The sequence below is a fragment of the Streptococcus mitis genome, from assembly GCF_003942765.1.
Taxonomy (GTDB): Bacteria; Bacillota; Bacilli; order Lactobacillales; family Streptococcaceae; genus Streptococcus; species Streptococcus mitis_BE.
On record NZ_RJNW01000001.1, the window covers coordinates 337,899 to 360,473 of the forward strand.

At 38.1% G+C, this 22,575-nt stretch carries 25 protein-coding genes and 1 tRNA gene; 4 read left to right on the forward strand and 22 right to left on the reverse strand.

Annotated elements, in window-relative coordinates:
* Nucleotides 1-54: 54 nt before the first annotated feature.
* Both D8849_RS01705 and yidA read left to right on the forward strand, forming a co-directional pair.
* Nucleotides 55-1,359 carry an HD domain-containing protein gene (locus D8849_RS01705; protein WP_125385991.1) on the forward strand — a complete coding sequence of 435 codons (1,305 nt, stop codon included), beginning with the start codon at nucleotides 55-57 and terminating at the stop codon, nucleotides 1,357-1,359.
* A gap of 12 nt (nucleotides 1,360-1,371) precedes the next feature.
* Nucleotides 1,372-2,178 carry a sugar-phosphatase gene (yidA, locus tag D8849_RS01710; RefSeq protein WP_125385992.1) on the forward strand — a complete coding sequence of 269 codons (807 nt, stop codon included), beginning with the start codon at nucleotides 1,372-1,374 and terminating at the stop codon, nucleotides 2,176-2,178.
* A gap of 78 nt (nucleotides 2,179-2,256) precedes the next feature.
* On the opposite strand, the gene D8849_RS01715 is transcribed toward yidA, so the two are convergent.
* From D8849_RS01715 to D8849_RS01815, 20 genes are all read right to left on the reverse strand, one after another.
* A complete protein-coding gene (locus D8849_RS01715) occupies nucleotides 2,257-2,517 on the reverse strand; it encodes a hypothetical protein (RefSeq protein WP_235228659.1) in 261 nt (86 codons plus the stop codon).
* A 61-nt stretch (nucleotides 2,518-2,578) separates the two neighbouring features.
* Nucleotides 2,579-3,451, reverse strand: a complete 873-nt coding sequence (locus tag D8849_RS01720) for a hypothetical protein (RefSeq protein ID WP_042751402.1) — start codon at nucleotides 3,449-3,451, stop codon at nucleotides 2,579-2,581.
* 153 nt (nucleotides 3,452-3,604) lie between these two features.
* A tRNA-Arg gene (locus tag D8849_RS01725) sits at nucleotides 3,605-3,676 on the reverse strand.
* Nucleotides 3,677-3,718: 42 nt separating this feature from the next.
* Nucleotides 3,719-4,066, reverse strand: coding sequence for a 50S ribosomal protein L19 (gene rplS / locus D8849_RS01730; RefSeq protein WP_001068669.1), 348 nt, complete (start codon nucleotides 4,064-4,066; stop codon nucleotides 3,719-3,721).
* A 405-nt stretch (nucleotides 4,067-4,471) separates the two neighbouring features.
* Nucleotides 4,472-5,782: an ISLre2 family transposase gene (locus D8849_RS01735; RefSeq protein ID WP_125385993.1), complete on the reverse strand. Its 1,311-nt coding sequence runs from the start codon at nucleotides 5,780-5,782 to the stop codon at nucleotides 4,472-4,474.
* Between the two features lie 187 nt (nucleotides 5,783-5,969).
* Nucleotides 5,970-8,081 carry a pLS20_p028 family conjugation system transmembrane protein gene (locus tag D8849_RS01740; protein ID WP_125385994.1) on the reverse strand — a complete coding sequence of 704 codons (2,112 nt, stop codon included), beginning with the start codon at nucleotides 8,079-8,081 and terminating at the stop codon, nucleotides 5,970-5,972.
* Nucleotides 8,082-8,182: 101 nt separating this feature from the next.
* On the reverse strand, nucleotides 8,183-8,704 hold the full coding sequence (locus D8849_RS01745; RefSeq protein WP_125385995.1) for a hypothetical protein: 522 nt from the start codon (nucleotides 8,702-8,704) through the stop codon (nucleotides 8,183-8,185).
* A gap of 58 nt (nucleotides 8,705-8,762) precedes the next feature.
* Nucleotides 8,763-9,074: a hypothetical protein gene (locus D8849_RS01750; protein ID WP_038804255.1), complete on the reverse strand. Its 312-nt coding sequence runs from the start codon at nucleotides 9,072-9,074 to the stop codon at nucleotides 8,763-8,765.
* Nucleotides 9,067-9,402: a hypothetical protein gene (locus D8849_RS01755; RefSeq protein WP_084872785.1), complete on the reverse strand. Its 336-nt coding sequence runs from the start codon at nucleotides 9,400-9,402 to the stop codon at nucleotides 9,067-9,069. Before D8849_RS01755 ends, D8849_RS01750 begins: the two co-directional genes overlap by 8 nt.
* A 16-nt stretch (nucleotides 9,403-9,418) precedes the next feature.
* Nucleotides 9,419-9,859: a hypothetical protein gene (locus D8849_RS01760; protein WP_007520128.1), complete on the reverse strand. Its 441-nt coding sequence runs from the start codon at nucleotides 9,857-9,859 to the stop codon at nucleotides 9,419-9,421.
* Between the two features lie 314 nt (nucleotides 9,860-10,173).
* The gene (locus tag D8849_RS01765) at nucleotides 10,174-10,416 is read right to left on the reverse strand and encodes a hypothetical protein (protein ID WP_125385996.1); all 243 of its coding nucleotides are present in this window, start codon (nucleotides 10,414-10,416) and stop codon (nucleotides 10,174-10,176) included.
* 19 nt (nucleotides 10,417-10,435) lie between these two features.
* Nucleotides 10,436-10,798, reverse strand: coding sequence for a hypothetical protein (locus D8849_RS01770; RefSeq protein WP_125385997.1), 363 nt, complete (start codon nucleotides 10,796-10,798; stop codon nucleotides 10,436-10,438).
* Nucleotides 10,785-10,988 carry a hypothetical protein gene (locus D8849_RS01775; protein ID WP_125385998.1) on the reverse strand — a complete coding sequence of 68 codons (204 nt, stop codon included), beginning with the start codon at nucleotides 10,986-10,988 and terminating at the stop codon, nucleotides 10,785-10,787. Before D8849_RS01775 ends, D8849_RS01770 begins: the two co-directional genes overlap by 14 nt.
* Nucleotides 10,981-11,529, reverse strand: a complete 549-nt coding sequence (locus tag D8849_RS01780; protein ID WP_125385999.1) for a hypothetical protein — start codon at nucleotides 11,527-11,529, stop codon at nucleotides 10,981-10,983. The genes D8849_RS01775 and D8849_RS01780 overlap by 8 nt, the downstream gene beginning before the upstream one ends.
* 65 nt (nucleotides 11,530-11,594) lie before the next feature.
* Nucleotides 11,595-13,088 carry a primase C-terminal domain-containing protein gene (locus D8849_RS01785; protein WP_125386000.1) on the reverse strand — a complete coding sequence of 498 codons (1,494 nt, stop codon included), beginning with the start codon at nucleotides 13,086-13,088 and terminating at the stop codon, nucleotides 11,595-11,597.
* Nucleotides 13,089-14,067: 979 nt separating this feature from the next.
* Nucleotides 14,068-14,577, reverse strand: coding sequence for a modification methylase Sau96I (locus tag D8849_RS01795; protein ID WP_125386001.1), 510 nt, complete (start codon nucleotides 14,575-14,577; stop codon nucleotides 14,068-14,070).
* Nucleotides 14,578-14,665: 88 nt separating this feature from the next.
* Nucleotides 14,666-15,004, reverse strand: coding sequence for a fluoride efflux transporter CrcB (gene crcB, locus D8849_RS01800; protein ID WP_125386002.1), 339 nt, complete (start codon nucleotides 15,002-15,004; stop codon nucleotides 14,666-14,668).
* Complete coding sequence (crcB, locus tag D8849_RS01805) at nucleotides 14,998-15,372, reverse strand: fluoride efflux transporter CrcB (RefSeq protein WP_125386003.1); 375 nt, start codon at nucleotides 15,370-15,372, stop codon at nucleotides 14,998-15,000. Before crcB (D8849_RS01805) ends, crcB (D8849_RS01800) begins: the two co-directional genes overlap by 7 nt.
* Nucleotides 15,369-15,635: a chorismate mutase gene (locus D8849_RS01810; RefSeq protein ID WP_125386004.1), complete on the reverse strand. Its 267-nt coding sequence runs from the start codon at nucleotides 15,633-15,635 to the stop codon at nucleotides 15,369-15,371. The genes crcB (D8849_RS01805) and D8849_RS01810 overlap by 4 nt, the downstream gene beginning before the upstream one ends.
* A 115-nt stretch (nucleotides 15,636-15,750) precedes the next feature.
* Nucleotides 15,751-16,194 (reverse strand): flavodoxin, encoded by a 444-nt coding sequence (locus D8849_RS01815; protein ID WP_001162128.1) that lies wholly within the window; start codon nucleotides 16,192-16,194, stop codon nucleotides 15,751-15,753.
* A 103-nt stretch (nucleotides 16,195-16,297) separates the two neighbouring features.
* Between D8849_RS01815 and D8849_RS01820 the strand changes: the two genes are divergently transcribed.
* Both D8849_RS01820 and D8849_RS01825 read left to right on the forward strand, forming a co-directional pair.
* The gene (locus D8849_RS01820) at nucleotides 16,298-17,233 is read left to right on the forward strand and encodes a DHH family phosphoesterase (protein WP_125386005.1); all 936 of its coding nucleotides are present in this window, start codon (nucleotides 16,298-16,300) and stop codon (nucleotides 17,231-17,233) included.
* Between the two features lie 95 nt (nucleotides 17,234-17,328).
* Nucleotides 17,329-17,571 carry a type B 50S ribosomal protein L31 gene (locus D8849_RS01825; RefSeq protein WP_000710764.1) on the forward strand — a complete coding sequence of 81 codons (243 nt, stop codon included), beginning with the start codon at nucleotides 17,329-17,331 and terminating at the stop codon, nucleotides 17,569-17,571.
* Between the two features lie 113 nt (nucleotides 17,572-17,684).
* On the opposite strand, the gene D8849_RS01830 is transcribed toward D8849_RS01825, so the two are convergent.
* Both D8849_RS01830 and carB read right to left on the reverse strand, forming a co-directional pair.
* Nucleotides 17,685-19,019: an Nramp family divalent metal transporter gene (locus D8849_RS01830; protein ID WP_094753716.1), complete on the reverse strand. Its 1,335-nt coding sequence runs from the start codon at nucleotides 19,017-19,019 to the stop codon at nucleotides 17,685-17,687.
* A 215-nt stretch (nucleotides 19,020-19,234) separates the two neighbouring features.
* A complete protein-coding gene (gene carB, locus D8849_RS01835) occupies nucleotides 19,235-22,411 on the reverse strand; it encodes a carbamoyl-phosphate synthase large subunit (protein ID WP_125386006.1) in 3,177 nt (1,058 codons plus the stop codon).
* Between the last annotated feature and the right edge of the window lie 164 nt (nucleotides 22,412-22,575).

Consider the following 22,575-nt stretch of genomic DNA (forward strand, 5'->3'; position numbering starts at 1 on the left):
GTCTCTTGTCCTACTATTTTACCAAAAACTCTAGCTTTTTGCTATAATGGTCATATGAACGAAAAAGTATTCCGTGACCCAGTTCACAACTACATCCATGTCAATAATCAAATCATCTATGACTTAATTAATACAAAAGAATTTCAGCGTTTACGTCGTATCAAGCAACTGGGAACTTCCAGTTATACCTTCCACGGTGGAGAACACAGTCGCTTTTCCCACTGCTTGGGGGTCTATGAGATTGCTCGTCGCATCACAGAGATTTTTGAAGAAAAATACCCTGACGAATGGAATCCTGCCGAGTCTCTCTTGACCATGACCGCTGCTCTCCTACATGATCTTGGGCATGGTGCCTACTCGCATACTTTTGAACATCTCTTTGATACAGACCACGAAGCCATTACTCAGGAGATTATCCAAAGTCCTGAGACAGAGATTCACCAAGTCCTACTACAAGTGGCGCCTGATTTCCCAGAAAAAGTGGCCAGTGTCATTGACCACACCTACCCTAACAAGCAGGTTGTGCAGCTCATTTCCAGTCAGATCGATGCGGACCGTATGGACTATCTCTTGCGCGACTCCTATTTTACAGGAGCATCTTATGGGGAATTTGATCTGACTCGCATCCTCCGAGTCATTCGTCCAGTCGAAAATGGTATCGCCTTTCAGCGCAATGGTATGCACGCCATCGAAGACTATGTCCTCAGTCGCTATCAGATGTATATGCAGGTTTATTTCCACCCAGCAACACGCGCCATGGAAGTTCTCCTACAGAATCTCCTCAAGCATGCCAAGGAACTCTATCTCGAAGACAAAGACTTCTTTGCACGAACTTCTCCACACCTCCTACCTTTCTTCGAAAAAAATGTGACCTTGACTGACTATCTGGCTCTAGATGATGGTGTGATGAATACTTACTTCCAACTCTGGATGACCAGTCCTGACAAGATTCTTGCAGACCTGTCGCAACGCTTTGTCAACCGCAAGGTCTTTAAATCCATTACCTTTTCACAAGAAGACCAAGACCAACTTGCTAGTATGAGAAAATTGGTTGAGGACATCGGCTTTGATCCCGACTACTATACTGCTATTCATAAGAATTTTGACCTCCCTTATGATATCTATCGTCCCGAATCTGAAAATCCACGGACACAGATTGAGATTTTACAAAAAAATGGAGAACTGGCCGAACTCTCTAGCCTGTCTCCTATCGTCCAATCCCTTGCTGGCAGTCGCCACGGAGATAATCGTTTTTATTTTCCGAAAGAAATGTTGGACCAAAACAGCATCTTTGCAAGTATTACCCAGCAATTTTTACACTTGATTGAGAACGATCATTTTACTCCAAATAAAAACTAGAAGAGGAAATTTATGAGTATTAAACTAATCGCCGTTGATATTGACGGAACTTTAGTCAACAGCCAAAAGGAAATCACTCCTGAAGTCTTTTCTGCTATCCAAGATGCCAAAGAAGCTGGTGTCAAAGTCGTGATTGCAACTGGCCGCCCTATCGCAGGTGTTGCCAAGCTTCTAGACGACTTGCAGTTGAGAGACGAGGGTGACTATGTTGTGACTTTCAATGGTGCCCTTGTCCAAGAAACCGCTACAGGACATGAGATTATCAGCGAATCCTTGACCTATGAGGATTATCTGGATATGGAATTCCTCAGTCGCAAGCTCGGTGTTCACATGCACGCTATTACCAAGGATGGTATCTATACTGCCAATCGCAATATCGGAAAATATACAGTGCACGAATCAACCCTCGTCAGCATGCCTATTTTCTACCGTACACCTGAAGAAATGGCCAATAAAGAAATCGTCAAGTGTATGTTCATCGATGAACCAGAAATACTCGATGCTGCCATTGAAAAAATACCAGCCGAATTTTACGAGCGCTACTCTATCAACAAATCTGCACCTTTCTACCTTGAACTCCTTAAAAAGAATGTAGACAAGGGCTCAGCTATTACTCACCTAGCTGAAAAACTAGGATTGACCAAAGATGAAACCATGGCTATCGGTGACGAAGAAAATGACCGCGCCATGCTGGAAGTCGTTGGAAGTCCCGTTGTCATGGAAAATGGAAATCCAGAAATCAAAAAAATCGCCAAATACATCACTAAAACAAATGACGAATCTGGCGTTGCCCATGCCATCCGTACTTGGGTCTTGTAACAGGATCAGAATATAAAAAAAATAGCCCAGAAGTTAGAGATAAACGTCTCACTCCTGGGCTATTTTTTAGAATACAGATTACTCTTCATCATCAAACATCAGCGCATCCAGTTCTTCTCTTTCAGCTTCAATCACTTTTTTCTCTTCCCAAAGTGGCACGAGTAAGAAATGGTTGAACGGCACAACTGTAGCCATAGCTGTCGCTCCTAATGGGATAAATCTATTGGAATTTATAATAAGTACGATGTTTAGGATAGAAAATAATAGGAATAGAAGGATTACTAATGCTAGGCGAATTTTATATTCTTTTCTTAATTGCAAGTATTCTTCTTGTGTCATCTAATCTAAACCCTCTTTCTATTAAATTCTGAATAGTTGAAGAGCATTATCATAGTAACTCCTACTGTAAATCTTTGATAAACTCCACAACTTGATGATTCTCAATCTTCACATAATAGCAACCGCTATTATTGACAAGTTTATCCCCTTCATATCTATCAATCTTTACAGCATAAAGACCACTAGGTAAGGGTTGATTGTTAAAAAACTCTTTCATTTGCGATTCAAGGTCTTTAAGATAAGCATTATATAACTGATCCTTCTTGTCTTCTGGAATGTAATATCGAAATTGAAATTCTGGTATAAAGATACCTTTTTGGAAAAGATAGTGAGCATCCATAGGATACATCCCTTGTAATGCTTGTCCTTTTCTTTGATTTTCCTCTAAAATTTCATCATAAAGATACATATTGCCAGATTTACTATTAAATTGAAAATCAATCCCATCGTACTTCAAAGCAGTCATTTTTGGATCTGTTATTGAACTATCCAATTTTTTTAAAAATTCGCTAGTACCTGGACTAATCTCAATCCCTAGATAGGCTAATTCTGGAAAAGCGCGATAAATTTGTTCATTTTGTTTGTAAGCAACTTCTGCATCCGTCTTTTTATACTTTTCGTTTTCCGAAGGACGAGTATAGTATTCAAAACGACTCTTAGCCTGATAAGTTTTACCAGCTATAGTTTCACTATAAGTACCATGGATAACAAATCCTCCCACGCTCGTATAGTTTTTTTCATATTTTTCTAACTTAAACTGTCCTGTAAGACCGTAGTTCTCATAAGAACGATGTACAGCTTGCTCAAGTTCATTCCGACTTGCATGGGCAAATAACCCCCACATATCCATCATAGCAATAATAGGACTAAGGATTATAAGCATTGCAATGGGAATAACTACGGATAAGCAACCTATTAATAAGCCTTTTTTCATCTCTTTCTCCTAAACATTCTATGCCTATTATAACATAAAAAGAGAGCGCTCTCTTTGCTCTATCTATATTTTCTTGCTTTCTTATGAGATAAAAAAGTAAGAAAAAAACACTGAATCTTCAGTGTTCTTTTTGTTTCTTTACACTTCTTAAAATGCCCCCTGCAGGAATCGAACCTGCAACTACTCCTTAGGAGGGAGTTGTTATATCCATTGAACTAAGGGAGCTAGAGAAAAACTCTGCTGAAGAAGCAGAGTTTTTTAGTCGAATTAACGACGGATTTCTTTGATACGAGCTGCTTTACCTTGAAGAGCACGCAAGTAGTACAATTTCGCACGACGTACTTTACCGTAACGAACAACTTCGATTTTTTCAACACGTGGAGTGTGGATTGGGAAGATACGCTCAACACCTACACCGTTAGAGATTTTACGAACTGTGTAGTTTTCTGAGATGCCAGCACCTTTACGTGCGATAACAACACCTTCAAAAATCTGGATACGTTCACGGTTACCTTCGACAACTTTCGCGTGTACACGAACAGTGTCACCAGGACGGAATGATGGGATATCTGTACGAAGTTGACCTTCAGTCAAGCTTTGGATTAATGGATTCATTTTATTCTCCTATCTTTGTCAATCTTGAGGAACCTTCCTCAGCGGATAAACTGTATTTTTGTGCGTCCATTACACACAAGATACAGTTTACCAAATTTCCACAAAAAAGTAAAGAAATTTATAGCAGAAGTAAGTGGTAAAATTTTTTAGAAAACCTCAAACCCTATGAGAGAGACCCCCAAGCAAGAAAAAAAACTAGGATTTCCCTTGTCCCAGTCTTGACATTCTGCTCATTATGCTTTAACATAGAGTATGTAGACTGAGTAAGTTGGGGAAATAAAATTTCTTCTTTCGGTTTTTACTTACTCGGTGCCGTAAGGATTGCAGTCCTTACGGCTTTTTTATTTGCTTAAATTTGATATCATTATAGCACGTTTTATCCCCTGGTGCAACTATTTCTAAATATCAGGGTTTAAATTTCTTCCAGGTAATTTTTCCAGTTGGCATATATTGACTTGTTTTTTTGGACTCTAAGCGTCTAACCTCCCCACCAGATAGCCCTCTTTGCTCTTGAATTTGATCATAGTCAACAATCCAAGACCCCAATAATAATTCCCGGAGTTTGTCTTTATCAGCCAAGAGTATCATTTTACTCATAGCTTCTGCTCCTTTTTCTGTCCAATATTTTCCACCTCTCTTCATACGGTAAGTAATTTTACGATGCTGACTTTCCATTATACCTATTCCAGAATGTGAAAGGCCTCTCAATTCTGCAGGCTTGGTATATTGAAAATTTTGAAGAAGGCGCCGTTTAAATTTATAGAACTGTTCTATCTCTTCCTGAGTCTCTATTAAAGCCTCTGTCGTATCTAAAACACTACGTAATAAACTTTTATCATGCCTTTGAATCGCTTGAAACGCTTTCTCTAAAAGCTCTGATGGATAAGAATTGAAAAAGCTCTTTAAACTATGATTAAGATGATATTCGTCCCAAAAATGCTCATGGCGACTTACTCTGAGTATCTTTGCCATTTCTTTAAAGACATACGGTGTATAGCCATGCCCTCCATCTGAATTAGTGACAAAAATAGTTTCTTTACTAATCTCGAAAGTATTAGTTAAATAGTCTATTACCTGCTCTCTCACTAAACGATTTTTTGGTGAAATAAATTCCTTTTTGTTTTGCAATTCAAATCTCTTACTCCCTATCTTTTTGCTTCCTGTATGTACGACAAAATGAGAAAGATCTATACGGCGATTATTTAGATTTTTATCACTTGATTTTACCATTACACCATCTCCCTCTACGTAGATGACATCTACTTTCTCTTTTATTTCGTTTGATTCTTGATAAGACTGGTAACTTTCCTGTTTCCTCAACAAATCAGCGCATAGTTTAACTGCCTTAACGACTGTAGGTTTGGTAATTACAATATTATAAGTCATTTCAATCACTTGTATCACTTTTCCATAAGACATCATAGTAGATAATTTAGCTATTTGGTACATAAATTCTCTGGAATACCTAGTATTTCTCTCTAAACCCAATTTATCATCAACAGGAATTATCCAGTTATCTCCTTTTTTCCAACGCCTTCTCCTAAAAGTAAATTCCCCAAATGTAAAAGCTACTGTTCGCTCCATTGAATGAACACAGGTATAACCTCTTCGCTTCATGATAGGTACTTGTGAATCATCATAAGATTTTATCCAATTTAAAAAATCTTTACCGCTACTCTCTAATAAATTCTCCTTGAATAAACGTTCATCTAGCACCTGCCACAACCTCCTTTAGTACAATAGAGCTATTGTACAAGTCAGGTAGAACTTTAGGCAAATTTATTTTAATTCTACAAAAAACTCCTGATATAAATCAGGAGTTAAAGATATAGGTACAAACTATTAAGTCTAACAAACAAATACAATGTTAGTAGTTTGCCATTTTTTCAAAAAAACGTCAACATTAATTATCATCTTCTTCACTCTCAGCACCTGTGATATGACGTCCTCCCTGCATACGCTGTCCTGCTTGTTGCATTTGTTGGTTCATGTAATTCATTTGATTCATGCTCTGTTGAAATTTTTGTTGAGAAGAATCAGGCTGTGCTGGTGGTTGTGATTCTGAAACTGGTGCATCTGCAGGTGGATTCGGATCTTGGATTGGTGGCTCCTTTCCTTCAGCTGAAGGAGTTGTATCGACAATAGGTGCTTCTGCATATGGAGTTGGATCTTGAATTGGGGACTCCATTCCTTCAGCTGAAGAAGTTGAATCGACAATAGGGGCTTCTGTTGTTCCTGGATCAATTGAAGGCTCAGGAATGTCAATTGGTCCAGGCTGACCAATTCCAGGAACAGCATCATTTTTCAGAGCGTTATAGGTCGCATTTTGAGCAGAGACGGCCTTATCATCTAGGTTATTTAAAACGTTACCTACTGCCCCTTTCGTATTTTGCATGGCTTCAAAAGTTTTCCATTCTGCCAAATCAACCATATTGCTTACACCACCTTTGGCCGCATTCATCAAGCCCTGGTCTTTTACAGAGTTCCAAGCACCTTGAATACCACCTCCAGTTCTGGCAAGGCTATTCCCTAGGATCTGACTTCCTTTAGACAAGGCATCTGGAGCTTTTTTAGCCATATCCATACCAAATTGACCAAGTGCCGTGCTACCATTAAAGACACCACCTGCTCCAGTCGCAAAGGCATTGCCCATCATCATAGCACCGAGCAGTTGTTGAGCTGTTTCACTATGACCGGTTGAAACTCCAAGCCAGCGCTCAATCATGGCCACTCCTTGCATTGATGCAAAGAATACTCCAACATAAACTACACAGGCTGCTATCATTTGTTCCCAACTATTAAGGCCTTCAAAGAATCCTCCAGAAAGCTTCGCCACAGCTGAGACAGAGAGAACTGGTAAATCTCGGAAAATCTCAAGCGTTACACGCATAATGATCACCTCAAAGAAGATACCTGCTCCAGCACCGCCAATTGTTCTTAATAATTCCTTATATTTTTTAGAGTTAGAAAGTGAAGTATAACCGACTAGAGGTGAAATAAGTGCTTCAATAAGAATATCAAAAATAGATTTTACGAGTTTAATGGCCATACTCGTTAAAAGAATAATCAAAATAAAATACTGAGCAAACATCCCAATCCAATTGACTTTATAACGCATATACACTGGTTCAAAAGCACTTAACCCCTTTATAATGCGATGTTCGTCAACAGTTAAAATTCCATTTTGAGTTGCATTTAATTGATGAAGAAAGAGTCCTTTTAATCCCTTTTGTTTTGCCTCAAGAGCATCTAATAGAACTGTGTCAGTCGCTCCAAATGTGGCACTAAAATCAATTCGTGAAGCAAAATCAGAGGTATCACGTTCATCTGGACTATCTGTAATATTATTAAGAGGAGTCGAGCCTTCCTGAATAGGTTTAATAAAGCCATAGTCATCCATTGGGAAAAGTTCTGTTGAAAAATCCTTATCAATTAAAACTTTCAAATCTACAACATTATTTTTCATAGGTTGAATAGCTAGAGAAGAGAAATACTTTGAATTGTCTCCTGAGGTACTCTCTACTTTCTGAACACTCTGCACATCTTCAGAAATAGCCGTAGATATTGTCGTTAAAGCCAACGGTAAAGCTGAAGATACTAGGGTCACCATCAAAAAATTTAAGATTACATTTTTATATTTAACTGGTTTTGTAAAAACTCCTGTAACAGCTGACACAACGAGTATTAAGGCAAACAGAGATGTTCCAATTACCTGAAACCAGTAAAAGAACTGACCTATAATTGTATTCTGATTACCTAGATATCCAAAAAGCCCAAAAAGCTTAAATAAATTGTTAAAAACATGTTCTAGACTAGCAGTTATAAAATACAGCCCTTTAGCCAAAGAACCCCATAAACTGGATAAAAACGCTAAATAAGCTGGTGTTGGTTCCAGGTAATTGCTCCAATACTTGTAAAATTCAACTAAAGGAGCCGAACGTTCATCTGTTATTGGAATCTTACCATGTAAGTGATCGAATCTTGACATTAAATCTGAAAAATTATCATATTTCATTATATTCTCCCTACGGTTTTTATTTATAGCATAATAGATAATGAAATATCTTGTATTAAAGGGACAAACAAAAAAAGGAGCCAGTAAGCTCCTTTAAAATACTAGTCTTTAGCTGTTCCGGTAAAAACAAACTGATCCCAACCATCACCCAACGAAAGAATTTTAATACTATTACCGTTATTACTCAAAATAATTTGATATACCGAACGTTGCTCATCTGCTGAAATTTTACCATCTTTATTGCCATTTCTATCATCACTTACCAAACCGATATAGAAAACAGCAGTATCTGTATTTTTTATCTCTCCCTTATTTTTTTCAGCTTGACCTTTAAAGTTAGAAGCTAGCTCATCCTCAGACAATACTTGATATGTTTTGATATGAGATTCAATTTCAGTTCCGTCTGAAATTGTACTCTTATTCACATCAAAATCAAACTCATTAGTTGTTTCATCAAAAAATGTTGCATTATCTGTATCAGATCGATAATACCCCAAATAACGACTTTTTAGGGTGCTAGGTGTGCCGTCTGCATTTTGTGAAGTTTTACCTGAACAAGCCGTTAAGATAGCAATACAGAGGCCAAGAACTCCTAAAATAAGCATCAATTTCTGTTTCATCATAGATGATCTCCTTTATTCCTGTTTACTTGCTTTATTATACCAAACTTTTAGCCTAAAATCACTCCTTCATAACACGATTTAACCAGCTAACTGTCAGCTCTTCGACTATTTCTTGTTTCCCACTAACTCCCAAAATGGTTATCTCATTTTTTATTAATAACTCTAAAATTTTGTTCTGCTGTTCCTTAATTTCAGTCAAACTTTTAGAAAAGGCATTGTCATATAAATTCAAGCCATCTAATTGACAAATTTTTTCCAGCTGAGCTAACATAAACGCATTGAAAGAAGGAAAATTTTGTTCCTTTTTCATCATATGTAGTTGAATAAACATATCTTCTGGTATGTTTCGAATAAGTAAATCTTTAGTCATCACATTCTACCTCCCCTTCATACTCTAGCCAACGTGAAATATGATCGCCATAACAATTCATCTTTTCGTTGAAATTATCTAATTGTTCTGTTTGTTTTTGAACTTGGTTTTGAATATGGTCTGAAGCTAATTTCATATTTTCCAAATGAGCTACATATAATTCTTGAGCTCTATTGAATTTACCAAATTCAATTTTTTCACGCAAAATCTGAAGTAAAAACTCATTAAAAGATTTTGCTTTTTTCTTTTTAGCAAGTGATTTTAAATAATCAATTTCCAGTTGAGTTAATCCACGAATTTTTAACTCACTTCGTTTTCCGTTAGTCATTTATTCTCCATCCTTTCTACTCCACCAAAAAATCATAATGCCTCTTACTTTTCAATTCAATATAATCTGCAAGTACGAAATAAAACTCATTCTCTGGTGTTCCTTTTGACCTTTCCTCCAATTCATGTAAAACTTTTAAACTATCTGGTGAACGAATTAAAAATTCTCGAAATTGTTCAATAGTATCTCTAGTATTTTCTCTATACAACTCTGTCCGACTCATTAATAATTCTTGAATCAAACTGAGTTGATTTTTAACTATTGTTTCAAAGCTTTCATCGTAATCCGTTGACCGTAAAAAGCTCTTTATTTTCATAACACCCTGAGGGGAAATGTATGTTACACCACCTTGTTTTTTGATATCAATATCCTCCAATTTTTGACGGTGATATCTAACTAAACTTTTTGTAATCCCCAACTCTTTCGCAACTTCTAACATCGTTTTCCAATTATCCATAAACACACCATTTTCCAAATTAATTTTTTATAGAGTGAAGCAGGGGGAAATTTGACCATATTTTGACTAGGCAATTTGCCTATATTTTTCCTCCCATATATCTAATAAAAGAGCATAAGGGAAACTGTTACCACATCCTGTGATAAGTTGATAGTATCAACGTTTCTAGTGTCCCCAATTTTCTCGGCTTCGCCTACTTTTACACACTTACAAATTACCCCCTCCCACATCATACACACACTAAAACACACTTATAAACATCAACTTTTCTCCTAATTTCTGTAAAATATATGGTTCTAAACTGCCTAATTTTATTACCTTTTTATATTCTTTTTAAGTTGTTTTCTCTCTTCTGCTGATAGAATTGTGACTCGTTTAGGAGCAACAGACAAGAATAAAATTACACCTGCAACTGAAGCTGGAAACAACATGGTTTTGTTTTGCTTTGAAGATGATTGAAGCTGTATGTAACAGATTGGGTAAATTAAAAACCATGCTAGGAGTGTCATTACAAAACTATATAATATTGCTTCAAAAATTCTAAAAATTAATTCCATTTTTATCTCCTTTATTTTTTTATTTTAATTTCAACTGTGTGATTTCTTCTTTCATATTTTGATACATTTCCATAATATGCTTAAAAACTATCGGATCAAAATTTTTATACTTCTCAACAATTGGCAACATTGGAAAACCATCTATTTTTTCAGAATTCAGATATTGAGTTACAATTGTTTTATCAGTTATCAATGACGCTACTCTTACTAAAGCAGGAATACTCGTTATTACTTCCTGATTCTGATAAAAAGTTATCAGAATATCGCCAACTTTTAAATTTAAATCCTCAAATTGTTCCTCTGGCACCTTGAAATAATAAGCCAATTCTTCCTGTCCTAATCCAGTCAAATAATAACCTCGAATAATTTTATGACACTCCATAATCCCCCTCCTTCACAAATCGAAATGGTGCATCGTAATATTTATAGTTAGTCGCAGTCTCTTTTTGTCTGGGCTTCTGATAATGATCTAAAAATTGACGAGCTAGACCTTTTGTTTCAAATACTACTATCACATCATCGTGACGAATAAAATCACCATTATAAAAACTGAAGATTAGCCATTTATCCATTTTTACCCTCCTTATAAAATGCCCAAGACATCAATTGATTATGATACTTTATCTTGTCTGTTATACCTTGTAAACGCCCCTCTTCATCCACCACACAAGGAATTCCCTCACGTGTAATATAATGACAAAGCGAAGAGTAGTTCAATCTCAATTTCCTTGCAATTTCTTTCCTAAATAAACCTTGATGCGCCAACTTTCTAATCTCCTTCCCATACTGACTAGGCACATTAGGTATCCCTAAATCACTCCTTTTATGAGCCACAGAATGATAAGAACGACCAAGTAACCTAGCTTGTTCTTTCACAGTTATTTTCCCACTCATTCTTTTTAAAGCATTAATTTCCCAGTCGGACCATTTATCCAATAGTTTAGTTTGAGTTCCCTCTTTTCTCAGTTGATGAACTTTTCCTCTAACTGCAGATGCAGTTCTTCCTAGATACATCGCTACGGTAATACAATTGTCGCCATCAGGATCTTCTGCAAACATTCTTACATAGTCTATTTCTTCTTGTGTCCATCGCCGACACTCTTTTTTATTCATTCTTTTCCCTCCAGTATCATAGATATAATGTAATGGCAGTCTGGCTATTAAATTTTTTCCTACTTTTATCCCACATCCTCCTCAAATAATTCTCCTTGTACGACATGTTTTAAGCCCTCCTGTACATGATAAATAGTTTGGTTGATAATCTTTCTAGGTATCTTCAAAAGATGCGTAAGGGTATCTAAATAGGCCTTTTTAGCATCTTGTTTCTTTTGCATAGTTGTTAAGATTATCATTCGAATAGAGGCTAATATTAATCCCCCTCCTCGCCCTTTTTTAACTTGTAAAAAAATTTTATGCTTCTCTACCAGTCTACGTAGAACGATTTTTAAGCTAGAACTGGCAATTCCAAGAGCAATCTGTAAGTCTTTTTGTGTCACTTTTAAAATAGTTTGATCTTGATTCGTTCTCTTTGTAATGTAAAACATAAGATCTTCTTCCCACTCGGAATAATGACTATTCTTTCTGTCAGCACGTTTCTTCTTAAACTTGTACCAACGTTGCTTCACAAAGAGATCTGAAGCCTTGAGTTCCTGATTGACCCATGCTTTACATAAAGTCATTACATAGTCACGACTAGCAGCTTCATATTTTCCTGAGTAGGCGCTTGTGATAATCTTATGATATTCAGCTGAAGAGAGTGGTTCGTCTAGATTTGCATTGAAACTAGAAAGAACTTCTTCACATTCTTCCTGATCGATTCCTGAAGAGAAGTTGGCTAAAGCCAGCGTGAAAAGAACGTTGTTTCTTCCCATCAAGGCTTTTCCACCCTTGATATTTCCCTCTCTCATCAACAATTGATACCAGGGTTCATCAATCTGTTTTACCCCTTCAGAACCTGAAATAACCGTCAAATTTGGCTTTTTACTTGGGAAGGGAAGGTCTGATTGCTTCATTGACCAATCTAACCACTCCTGAAATGAATAGGTATAGTCAGCATCAAAAAATTCAACATTATCAGTTCGAGGAATCCGAGCAATTCCAAAATGGTTACAGGTCATATCTACTGGTAAAGTTTGAGCAAAGTAATTTCTCAAATTTTGAGAGATAGCTTTAGCCACCTTTACCACTCGAAATTGGGAATGAACTGTAACATAAGCTGATTCTGAGAGGACAAAATAGGCTTGAAATCCCTTATCAGATTTTAGAATCAACGTCGGCATAAAACCTAACTCCAGAGAAGCAGTTAAAATATCTCCTGTCGTCATTTCTTCAGCTGAAGAGGTAATATCGAAGTCAATGTAAAATGTGTTAATCTGTCTTAGATTATCTTCAGAGTGGCCACGTGTAATCCGTCGACCAGCATCGCTATAGCTTCCGTAGCAATATACGTTAGGGGTCCAGTGTGTAAACTGATCCTGATTCTCCAGCAATGATTCGATAGAGGTTAAAACAACACCACGTGCCTTCACCATATTCGCTTTTGAACGATAAGCAAATACAGAGCCTCGTCTTCCTTCTTCTGCTGAAGAGATGAGCTGTAGATGGCTATTCTTAAATTTTTGTGTTCTTAATCCGTCTTTTGTGATTAAGCTAAAGCATTCTTGTAACTTCATACTTCTCCTAATATTGCTGTTTGATGACATATCTTTTTATTAAAAAGTCAGTTATAATATAATTGATTAACAAAAGAAGAAAGGTATTTACTATGTTCGAACTTATCAAATCCAGTCTCAACAATCTTTATAAAATAAATCATTATCTACTTTTTTTACTTCTAACCTATCTCTTTATCCATAAAACGATTGATGATTTACTTGACTTTCTATTACAAAACATATCTTTACCAATATTTTCATTACATCTATTCATGCATCTATACATAGTTATATTGGTCTCATTCTTTTTCATTGAAGTTTTACAAAATTTCATAGATATTAACCCTTCAATTCAACGTCTCGTATGGGACACCAATGACTTTATACAATATATTTATTTATTCATCTGTTTCCACTCCAGAAAAATAATACTTCCACCTATGGAAAATGATCTTATTGTATTTATTTTCTTTATCGCTATTTTTGCATTTATAAAAAATAATTTTATTCATCTATGTAAAGAAATGACTAAAAATTTTAAACGGTATAATAAATGGGAAATTATATCTCTTTTTGTTTTTATAGCAATTTCGTTTACTTTACAGACTAATTGGATAGCTGAAGGAATAGCGAAATTCCAAGTAGAATGGCTGATAGAATTATGCCAAAAATTGTCGTGACTAAATCATTCCAATAATCTAATTTTGGAGACTGAAAATATCCAACTCGTTTACCTGATAGGTAGTCCGCTTTATGGTTTCTAATTCTATTTAACCTGATTAAAAGTAGTCCCATAATCAAAATCATACTGATTGAATTTTCTAGTTTCCCCATCATTTCACCTCTTCATTTAAGTTCCAAAAACAATGACTACAGATAGTCTCATCATGGTCCATCCACCAGCAGCAACCCCATTTTTCATCAATACAGGGTGTTTCCCACGTGCATCCGCATTTTTGACAAATAGCTTTCGTTAATACTGCTTCTTTCACGATAATTACTCCTCATTGATTCTCATACTTTTAGGTAGCTTTTTACTCGGTAAACAGCAACCTTCAGATAAGTCCCCCTTGCTATAAAATTCAGGACTACTTGTCATTACATGGTCACTTCTTCTCCATCCTCTACGAAGTTGTTTGTAAGATAAAGAAACACGCTTCTCAATCTCTTTAAAACTAAATCCTAACTTCAAATAGGTTGTTACAATAGCATTAGCATGTTCTTTGGACTCTTCGCTTCTTGTTCTTCGCTGAAAGTTTATCTGCTTATCTTCTTCATTTAATGCTATCTGATAGGCAATAAACAACTTCCGCATTTCCATAATTTTATGTTGCCAGGCCAAGCTGTAAGGTTGTCCTGAATATCGATTCACTAGCTCTTTAACAGGATGTTTAAATTTCTTCTGGAGAGAATCAAACTCCCCAAGATCTGAGAATGGATCAATAAATCCTAATGGTTCATAATTTAATAATTGTTCTAGTAATTCCTGACGTCCTACTCGTTCCATATCAAATCCCCCATTTCTCAGCAAATAAAAAAGAGAGAGAACATTTCTGTTCTCCCTCACAGGAAAATTTGATTCAATCTAAAAACTCTTACCACTTACATAGCAGAATTCCTAAAAAAATCGCAACCAAACCACCTAGGTAGGTCAAAGTCAGGTAAGTATAAAAGACCTTCTTATTGCTTAGCAGTCTTTGCAGTTCATCATTCAAGGTCGAAAAAGTCGTTAAACCGCCACAAAAACCCGTCGCTAAAATAGCATAAACTTCCTTAGGTTCCACATGATTGTAAAATAATCCAATCAAAAAACAACCCAAAAGATTGGCTATGAGCGTTCCGAGTGGCAATTTAGAAGCTTGATTATAGCGGGAAAAGAAATACCGTACGAGCGCTCCTAAGCCACAAGCAATTACAAGATAGACGATTACCATTTCTTCCTCCCCAAATAGTAAGCCAAGAGTAGGCCTCCACCGATGCTCAAAAGCAAATACATAACCAAACTCAGATAACGCCCTGTATCCAGTAATTTTACAGCATCAAGCATGAGACTAGAAAAGGTTGTCAAACCACCACAAAAACCTGTACCCAGCGCTAAAATAACGCCTTTACTGGTTCCCTTATAGACTAAATAGCCCTTAACAAGATACACCAAGCAGAAAATGCCTAGATAGTTAACAAGAAGGGTGCCCAAGGGGAAATCTGTGCTGGCTGGTAACCAAGTGGAAACTAGGTAGCGAACCAGTCCGCCCAACATGGCAGCTAGAAAAATTCCTAGCGGATAAAATTGTTCTTTTTTCATTTGATATTTTGATCCTGGTAATCACGCGAACGTTTGAGTATGTCCGAAAAAGTTGTGACAATAGTCTCCTGATAGCGCTTGTCTTCTACACGACTTCTAACCTTTTCAAAAATAACTGCTTCTCTCTTGGTATCTAAAATCGGTTTCCCTGAAGCCTTCTTATAAGCGACAACCCCTTCAACTAAGTGCATTCGAGCTTCTAGAAGTTTAACAATTTGATCGTCGATTTGATCAATTTCTTGACGAATAATATCTAAATCCATACAGTCTCCTCCTTTATTTGAATTATTGTATCAAAAAGCCACCAAATAGGCTAGTAAAATCCCAACTCACGATAAGAAAAATGCACTGATTGATTGTATCAGCGCACGTTTATGCTTATCCTACTTTAGCAGCCAATTCTTCTGCGAATTGTTCTAAGCGTTCAATATCTTCCTCCTCGGCAGAAAGATCAACTTTAACACACTCTGAACCTTTTTCTGCTCCTGTTGACACAAAGACACGGTCAAAGTCATCAACAGCCTTACAAAATTCATCGTAGAAGGTGTCTCCTGATCCGACCACTCCGTAGATTTTGCCATTCAAGTTGAGGTCAGCTAGGTCTTCGTAGAAGTCCATCATCTCATCTGGCAATTCTCCATCACCATAAGTGTAGGTCGCAACGATAGCGATGTCTGCTTCCAAGAAGTCTGAAGCGTCAACAGTTGTACATTCATCAACATCGACATCCAAGCCCAAGTCACGTAATTTGTCTGCTACAATATCTGCAATTTCTTCGGTATTACCGGTCATACTGGCAAATACAATTTTTGCTAATGCCATATCGTCCTCCTCAATTTATCTTTCTCCATTATATCACATCTTTTTCATTTTAAAAATAAAAATTCTTGTGCTACAATGAAATGAGAAAGAATTGAGGTTATTTATGGAAATTTGCCATCAAATTTTAGAAAAAATCAAAGAATACGACACGATTATCATTCACCGTCATATGAAACCAGACCCTGATGCCTTGGGAAGTCAGGTAGGTTTAAAAGCCTTGTTGGAGCATCATTTCCCAGAAAAAACCATCAAAGCCGTTGGTTTTGATGAACCAACTCTTACTTGGATGGCTGAAATGGATCTTGTTGAAGATAGTGCCTACCAAGGCGCTCTTGTCATCGTCTGTGATACAGCTAACACTGCTCGCATCGATGATAAACGCTATAGTCAAGGTGATTTTCTCATTAAGATAGACCACCATCCAAATGATGATGTATATGGTGACCTATCTTGGGTAGATACTAGTTCAAGTAGCGCTAGTGAGATGATTACCCTATTTGCTGAAACAACCCAACTGACCTTGTCAAATCGAGCTGCGGAGTTGCTCTTTGCAGGAATTGTTGGTGATACAGGTCGATTCCTCTACCCTTCTACCACTGCACGGACCCTACGCATTGCTGCGTCTCTGAGAGAACATAAGTTTGACTTTTCGGCTCTTACTCGCAAAATGGACACTATGAGCTACAAAATTGCTAAACTTCAAGGCTACATCTACGACCATCTGGAAGTGGATGAAAATGGTGCAGCTCGCGTTATCCTGAGTCAAGAAGTCTTGAAACAATTCAATGTGACCGATGCGGAAACTGCAGCCATTGTAGGCGCACCTGGACGCATTGACAGTGTGAGTCTATGGGGAATTTTTGTGGAGCAGGCTGATGGCCACTACCGCGTTCGCTTACGCAGTAAAATCCATCCTATCAATGAAATTGCCAAGGAACATGATGGTGGAGGCCACCCTCTAGCAAGTGGTGCTAATTCCTACAGTCTAGAAGAAAACGAAATCATCTATCAAAAGTTAAAAAACTTGCTTAAAAACTGATAAAATACTTGCCAAACTTTTCAGAATCTGATAGACTAGTATGGTAACAATCTATGGCTCGCAAAGAGACCATGGCAGAAAGGAAATATTGCAAAATGAAAAAAGATATCCATCCAGAATATCGCCCAGTTGTCTTCATGGACACAACTACTGGTTACCAATTCCTTAGCGGTTCAACAAAACGCTCTAACGAAACAGTTGAGTTCGAAGGCGAAACTTACCCATTGATTCGTGTGGAAATTTCATCAGACTCACACCCATTCTACACTGGACGTCAAAAGTTCACTCAAGCAGATGGACGCGTGGATCGTTTCAACAAAAAATACGGTCTCAAATAATGATAAAAAAGAACAGTTTCGACTGTTCTTTTTTACTTCTTTTCATAAGTCAACCACTACTATTATCTCTTTATCAATTCTCAAGCTGATGCCCAGAACTGATTTAAACGAATTTAAAAAATATCGAAAAGCAGCTTGATATTGAGAATGGTCAAGATGATTGAAACTAGGTAGCCAAGGATTGTATTCCACTTAGCATTGGTAAATTCTCCCATCACTGACTTCTTAGAGGTCAGATAGATTAAGGGGAAGATTGAAAACGGAAGAGCGATGGAAAGAAAGACCTGTGAATAGACCAACAACTGATCCAAGGTTTTTTCTTGATGTCCAAATAAGACAGCGACTATGATCACAGGAATCAAAGCAAAAATACGTGTACCGATACGGATGATCCACTGAGGCAATTTCATATGCAAGAAACCTTCCATGACAATCTGTCCTGTCAAGGTACCTGTGATAGTAGAATTTTGACCACTTGCTAAGAGGGCTAGAGCAAATAAGGTTGACAGAGTTGAGCTAGCTATTGCTCCTGCTATTGTCGAATCCTGTAAAGCATTGTACATTTGAGAGAATGCTGAAATTTCAGACGCATGACCAAAAAAGAGCGATGCTCCTAAAATGAGAAGCAAGGAATTGACAACAAAGGCTAGGGATAACTGAAGATTTGAGTCCCAGGTCATAAAACGTACAGCTTTTCGAACATCCTTTGTATCCTTATGGTTGATTTTCCTTGTTTGAGATAGGGATGAATGAAGATAAAGATTATGGGGCATGACTGTCGCTCCTACGATCCCTAAAGCCAAAGTCAGTTGACTCTCATGCCCTGGCAGGGGACTTTCAAACAAAGCCGAAGTTGGTAAATAACCACCAAAGATCCCCTGCATACTTGGATTAGATAAAGCCACCAGATAAGAAAATATTCCTAATATGGTTAAGATAAGGGTTGTAACAATAGCTTCAATCTTCTTGAAGCCAAATTTCATCAACAAAAGCAAAAGAAATACATCTAAAACCGTTAGGAGGATAGCCATCATAATCGGTATTTTAAGCAAAAGATTCAAGGCAATCGCTGAACCTAAAACCTCAGCCAAGTCTGTCGCCATTAAAGCTAATTCTAAAATCACCCACAGACTATAGCGGAGCCACTTGGGAGCATGATGAGCTGTTGCCTGCGCTAAATCCATCCTAGTCACGATACCGAGCTTTCCAGCCATCTGTTGTAACTGCATAGCAATAATGGAGGAAATCAAAATAACAAATAGGAGGCTATACTTGTAGGAGGCACCACCAACCACACTGGTAATCCAATTTCCAGGATCCATATAACCAACTGCTACAAGAGCTCCAGGCCCTAAAAATGCTTTTAGATTTTGCCAAAAATGATTATTATTGGGAGTTTCAATAGATTGATTGATCTCAGAAAGAGAGAACTTTTTGTAAGAAGACATAGGAATATTCGCTTTCTAATCAAGTCTTTACCTAGTTTATTAATGGAGTTTTGAAAATAAAATGAAAATAGTTTACCTATTTCCAATTTATTCTTATTATATCACATTTTGGAACGATTCTTAAAGAAAGCATGATAGTTGAAATAAGCAACACCAGTATTGCAAAAGCCAGCGTCAAAAAACGCTGGCTTTAAAACTGTGAAAAATTTTCTCAACTAGATTGCTTCTGTGACAAAACTACGACTTTCCAATACTTTAAGCATGGCGTTAGCTGTATCTAGGGCTGTGAAGAGGGGCACCCCGTGTTCAATGGCTGAACGTCGGATTTGCTCTCCATCTTCGTCAGCAGTTCGTTTGGTTCCTACTGTATTAATGATAGCTTGAATTCTTCCTTTACGAACAAAGCTTGGAATATCCTTATCGTCATCACCAATCTTACCAACAGGTTGGGCTTGCAATCCATGACTAGCAAAGAAGGCTGCTGTCCCTTCTGTCGCGAGGATTCCATAGCCAATATTTTGGAAACGACGAGCCAAGTCCAAGGCTTCTTCTTTGGCATCATCAGCGATAGTAAAGACAACATTACCAAAGGTTGGCAAGTGTAGGTAAGAAGCTTCAAAGGCTTTATATAGAGCTTTTTCCAAAGTCGTATCAGAACCCATAACTTCCCCTGTTGACTTCATTTCAGGACCAAGTAAGCTGTCTACCTTAGCTAGTTTGGTAAAGGAGAAGACAGGTGCCTTGATATGAACTCGAGTGCTTTCAGGGTAAAGTCCATCTTGGTAGCCAAGTTCTTCAAGTTTTTGACCAAGAATGAGCTTGGTTGCTACTTGAGCCATAGGGATATTGGTCACTTTAGAAAGAAATGGAACCGTACGGCTGGCACGTGGATTGACCTCAATAACGTAGACTTTTTCATCCTTGATAACAAACTGGATGTTCATCATTCCAAGGCAGTTAAGACCGATTGCTAGGCGTTTAGTATAGTCTGCGATTGTTTCTTGCACCTTTTGCGACAAGGTTTGTGGTGGGTAAACGGCCATTGAGTCACCTGAGTGGACACCAGCACGTTCGATGTGCTCCATAATACCAGGGATAAGGACATTTTCTCCGTCTGAAATGGCATCAACTTCACACTCTTGTCCAACGATATAAGAGTCTACAAGGACTGGATGGTCAGGACTAGCCTTAACCGCTGTACGCATGTAAGAACGGAGGTCTTCTTCGTTTTCAACGATTTCCATAGCACGTCCACCTAAAACATAAGATGGGCGGACAAGAACTGGGAAGCCAATCTTGCGAGCTGCAAGAACTGCTTCTTCTTCATTGGTAGCCGTTTGTCCTGGTGGCTGTGGAATATCCAGGTCTTTAAGGGCTTGCTCAAAGAGGTCGCGATCTTCAGCACGGTCTAGGTCAGCAACCTGTGTACCAAGGATGGTCACACCTGCTTTTGCCAATGGCTCCGCAAGGTTGATAGCTGTTTGACCACCAAACTGAACGATAACCCCTTTTGGTTGCTCCAAGTCGATGACATTCATGACATCTTCGAATGTTAATGGCTCAAAGTAAAGCTTATCTGATACAGAGAAGTCTGTAGAAACGGTCTCTGGGTTTGAGTTCATGATGATGGCTTCATAACCAGCAGCTTGAATGGCCTTAACCGAGTGTACAGTTGCGTAGTCAAACTCAACCCCTTGACCGATACGGATTGGACCAGAACCTAGAACAAGTACAGATTCTTTATCAGACTTGATAGATTCATTTTCCCATCCATAGGTTGAATAGAAGTATGGTGTTTCAGAGTCAAACTCTGCCGCACAAGTATCGACCATCTTATAAACTGGAACAATCTTGTTTTCCAAACGAAGTTGGCGAACTTGGTCAGCTGTCGTTTCCCAGAGTTCAGCAATCTTACGGTCTGAGAAGCCATTCAGTTTGGCAGTTTTCAAAACGTCTAAATCTTGTGGATGTGCTCCCAGTTCTTGCTCGATTTCAAAGATATGTAAGAGTTTATCAAGATAGAAGATATCAATCTTAGTCAATTCAGCAATTTCTTCTGGTGTATAACCACGACGAATGGCTTCTGATACGTAGAAGAGACGGTCATCTTGGGCTTTGACAACTTTTTCAATCAAGGCATCATCAGAAACTGCTGCAAGCTCAGGCATTTCATTGTGGTGCACCCCAATTTCAAGGGAGCGGCAAGCCTTAAGAAGAGATTCTTCAATGTTACGACCGATTGCCATGACTTCTCCAGTGGCCTTCATCTGAGTACCAAGACGGCGCTCACCCTTTTCAAACTTGTCAAATGGGAAACGTGGAATCTTGGCAACAACGTAGTCAAGGGCAGGCTCAAACATGGCATAGGTTGAACCTGTAACTGGGTTGATAACTTCATCCAAGGTCAAACCTACTGCAATCTTAGCAGCCAACTTAGCAATCGGATATCCTGTCGCCTTAGAAGCAAGGGCTGACGAACGCGATACACGAGGGTTTACTTCGATGACATAGTACTTAAAACTGTGCGGGTCAAGGGCTAGCTGAACGTTACATCCACCTTCAATCTTGAGGGCACGAATGATGCTCAAACTCGCGTCACGTAGCATTTGGTTTTCATAATCTGACATGGTTTGGGCAGGGGCAAATACGATAGAATCCCCTGTATGAATCCCAACTGGGTCAAAGTTTTCCATGTTACAAACAACCAAAGCATTGTCAGCTGAGTCTCGCATCACTTCGTATTCAATTTCCTTGAAACCTGCAATCGAACGCTCAATCAAACATTGGGTAACAGGTGACAATTTCAAACCATTTTCAGCGATTTCACGCAATTCTTCCTCGTTGGCACACATACCACCACCAGTACCACCAAGGGTAAAGGCTGGACGAACGATGACTGGGTAGCCAATTGTTGCTGCAAAGGCAACTGCTTCTTCGACTGTGTTGACAATTTCAGATTCTGGAATTGGTTGGTTGAGCTCTTCCATCAATTGTTTAAAGAGGTCACGGTCCTCCGCTTGGTCAATAGCAGATAATTTAGTTCCCAGAAGTTCAACACCAAGCTCATCTAGGATACCATTTTTAGATAATTCCATGGCCATGTTGAGACCTGTTTGACCACCGAGTGTTGGTAGCAAGGCATCTGGACGTTCCTTACGAAGAATACGTGTCACAAACTCAAGTGTAATCGGTTCAATATAAACCTTATCAGCAATTTCCTTGTCCGTCATGATGGTTGCAGGGTTTGAGTTAACCAAAACAACCTCATAACCTTCCTCTTTTAACGACAAGCAAGCCTGGGTCCCAGCGTAGTCAAACTCAGCAGCCTGACCAATAATAATCGGACCAGAACCAATCACCATAATTTTTTGAATATCAGTACGTTTAGGCATATATAAGATATTAAGTGCGTCAAGCGGACAAAGCTAAAATAGGAGTTATGACGAAGAACTGTCAGTTCTAGGAATAACTATCTTTTTAGCACCGTCCGTAGCCCGTATTCAGTTCAGCAAATACGGAGCACCCTTCTCCTTTCTATTCGTCGCCTCTCAGGGCG

Coding starts and splice junctions, on each gene's coding strand:
- D8849_RS01815 (WP_001162128.1), bottom strand. CDS start 16,194: ATGGCATTAGCAAAAATTGTATTTGCCAGTATGACCGGTAATACCGAA.
- D8849_RS01755 (WP_084872785.1), bottom strand. CDS start 9,402: ATGACTAACGGAAAACGAAGTGAGTTAAAAATTCGTGGATTAACTCAA.
- rplS (WP_001068669.1), bottom strand. CDS start 4,066: ATGAATCCATTAATCCAAAGCTTGACTGAAGGTCAACTTCGTACAGAT.
- yidA (WP_125385992.1), top strand. CDS start 1,372: ATGAGTATTAAACTAATCGCCGTTGATATTGACGGAACTTTAGTCAAC.
- D8849_RS01765 (WP_125385996.1), bottom strand. CDS start 10,416: ATGGAATTAATTTTTAGAATTTTTGAAGCAATATTATATAGTTTTGTA.
- D8849_RS01720 (WP_042751402.1), bottom strand. CDS start 3,451: ATGAAAAAAGGCTTATTAATAGGTTGCTTATCCGTAGTTATTCCCATT.
- D8849_RS01745 (WP_125385995.1), bottom strand. CDS start 8,704: ATGATGAAACAGAAATTGATGCTTATTTTAGGAGTTCTTGGCCTCTGT.
- crcB (WP_125386003.1), bottom strand. CDS start 15,372: ATGAAAAAAGAACAATTTTATCCGCTAGGAATTTTTCTAGCTGCCATG.
- D8849_RS01830 (WP_094753716.1), bottom strand. CDS start 19,019: ATGTCTTCTTACAAAAAGTTCTCTCTTTCTGAGATCAATCAATCTATT.
- D8849_RS01740 (WP_125385994.1), bottom strand. CDS start 8,081: ATGAAATATGATAATTTTTCAGATTTAATGTCAAGATTCGATCACTTA.
- D8849_RS01750 (WP_038804255.1), bottom strand. CDS start 9,074: ATGACTAAAGATTTACTTATTCGAAACATACCAGAAGATATGTTTATT.
- D8849_RS01795 (WP_125386001.1), bottom strand. CDS start 14,577: ATGGAACGAGTAGGACGTCAGGAATTACTAGAACAATTATTAAATTAT.
- D8849_RS01760 (WP_007520128.1), bottom strand. CDS start 9,859: ATGGATAATTGGAAAACGATGTTAGAAGTTGCGAAAGAGTTGGGGATT.
- D8849_RS01775 (WP_125385998.1), bottom strand. CDS start 10,988: ATGGATAAATGGCTAATCTTCAGTTTTTATAATGGTGATTTTATTCGT.
- D8849_RS01715 (WP_235228659.1), bottom strand. CDS start 2,517: ATGACACAAGAAGAATACTTGCAATTAAGAAAAGAATATAAAATTCGC.
- D8849_RS01810 (WP_125386004.1), bottom strand. CDS start 15,635: ATGGATTTAGATATTATTCGTCAAGAAATTGATCAAATCGACGATCAA.
- D8849_RS01780 (WP_125385999.1), bottom strand. CDS start 11,529: ATGAATAAAAAAGAGTGTCGGCGATGGACACAAGAAGAAATAGACTAT.
- carB (WP_125386006.1), bottom strand. CDS start 22,411: ATGCCTAAACGTACTGATATTCAAAAAATTATGGTGATTGGTTCTGGT.
- D8849_RS01825 (WP_000710764.1), top strand. CDS start 17,329: ATGAAAAAAGATATCCATCCAGAATATCGCCCAGTTGTCTTCATGGAC.
- D8849_RS01820 (WP_125386005.1), top strand. CDS start 16,298: ATGGAAATTTGCCATCAAATTTTAGAAAAAATCAAAGAATACGACACG.
- D8849_RS01785 (WP_125386000.1), bottom strand. CDS start 13,088: ATGAAGTTACAAGAATGCTTTAGCTTAATCACAAAAGACGGATTAAGA.
- crcB (WP_125386002.1), bottom strand. CDS start 15,004: ATGGTAATCGTCTATCTTGTAATTGCTTGTGGCTTAGGAGCGCTCGTA.
- D8849_RS01705 (WP_125385991.1), top strand. CDS start 55: ATGAACGAAAAAGTATTCCGTGACCCAGTTCACAACTACATCCATGTC.
- D8849_RS01770 (WP_125385997.1), bottom strand. CDS start 10,798: ATGGAGTGTCATAAAATTATTCGAGGTTATTATTTGACTGGATTAGGA.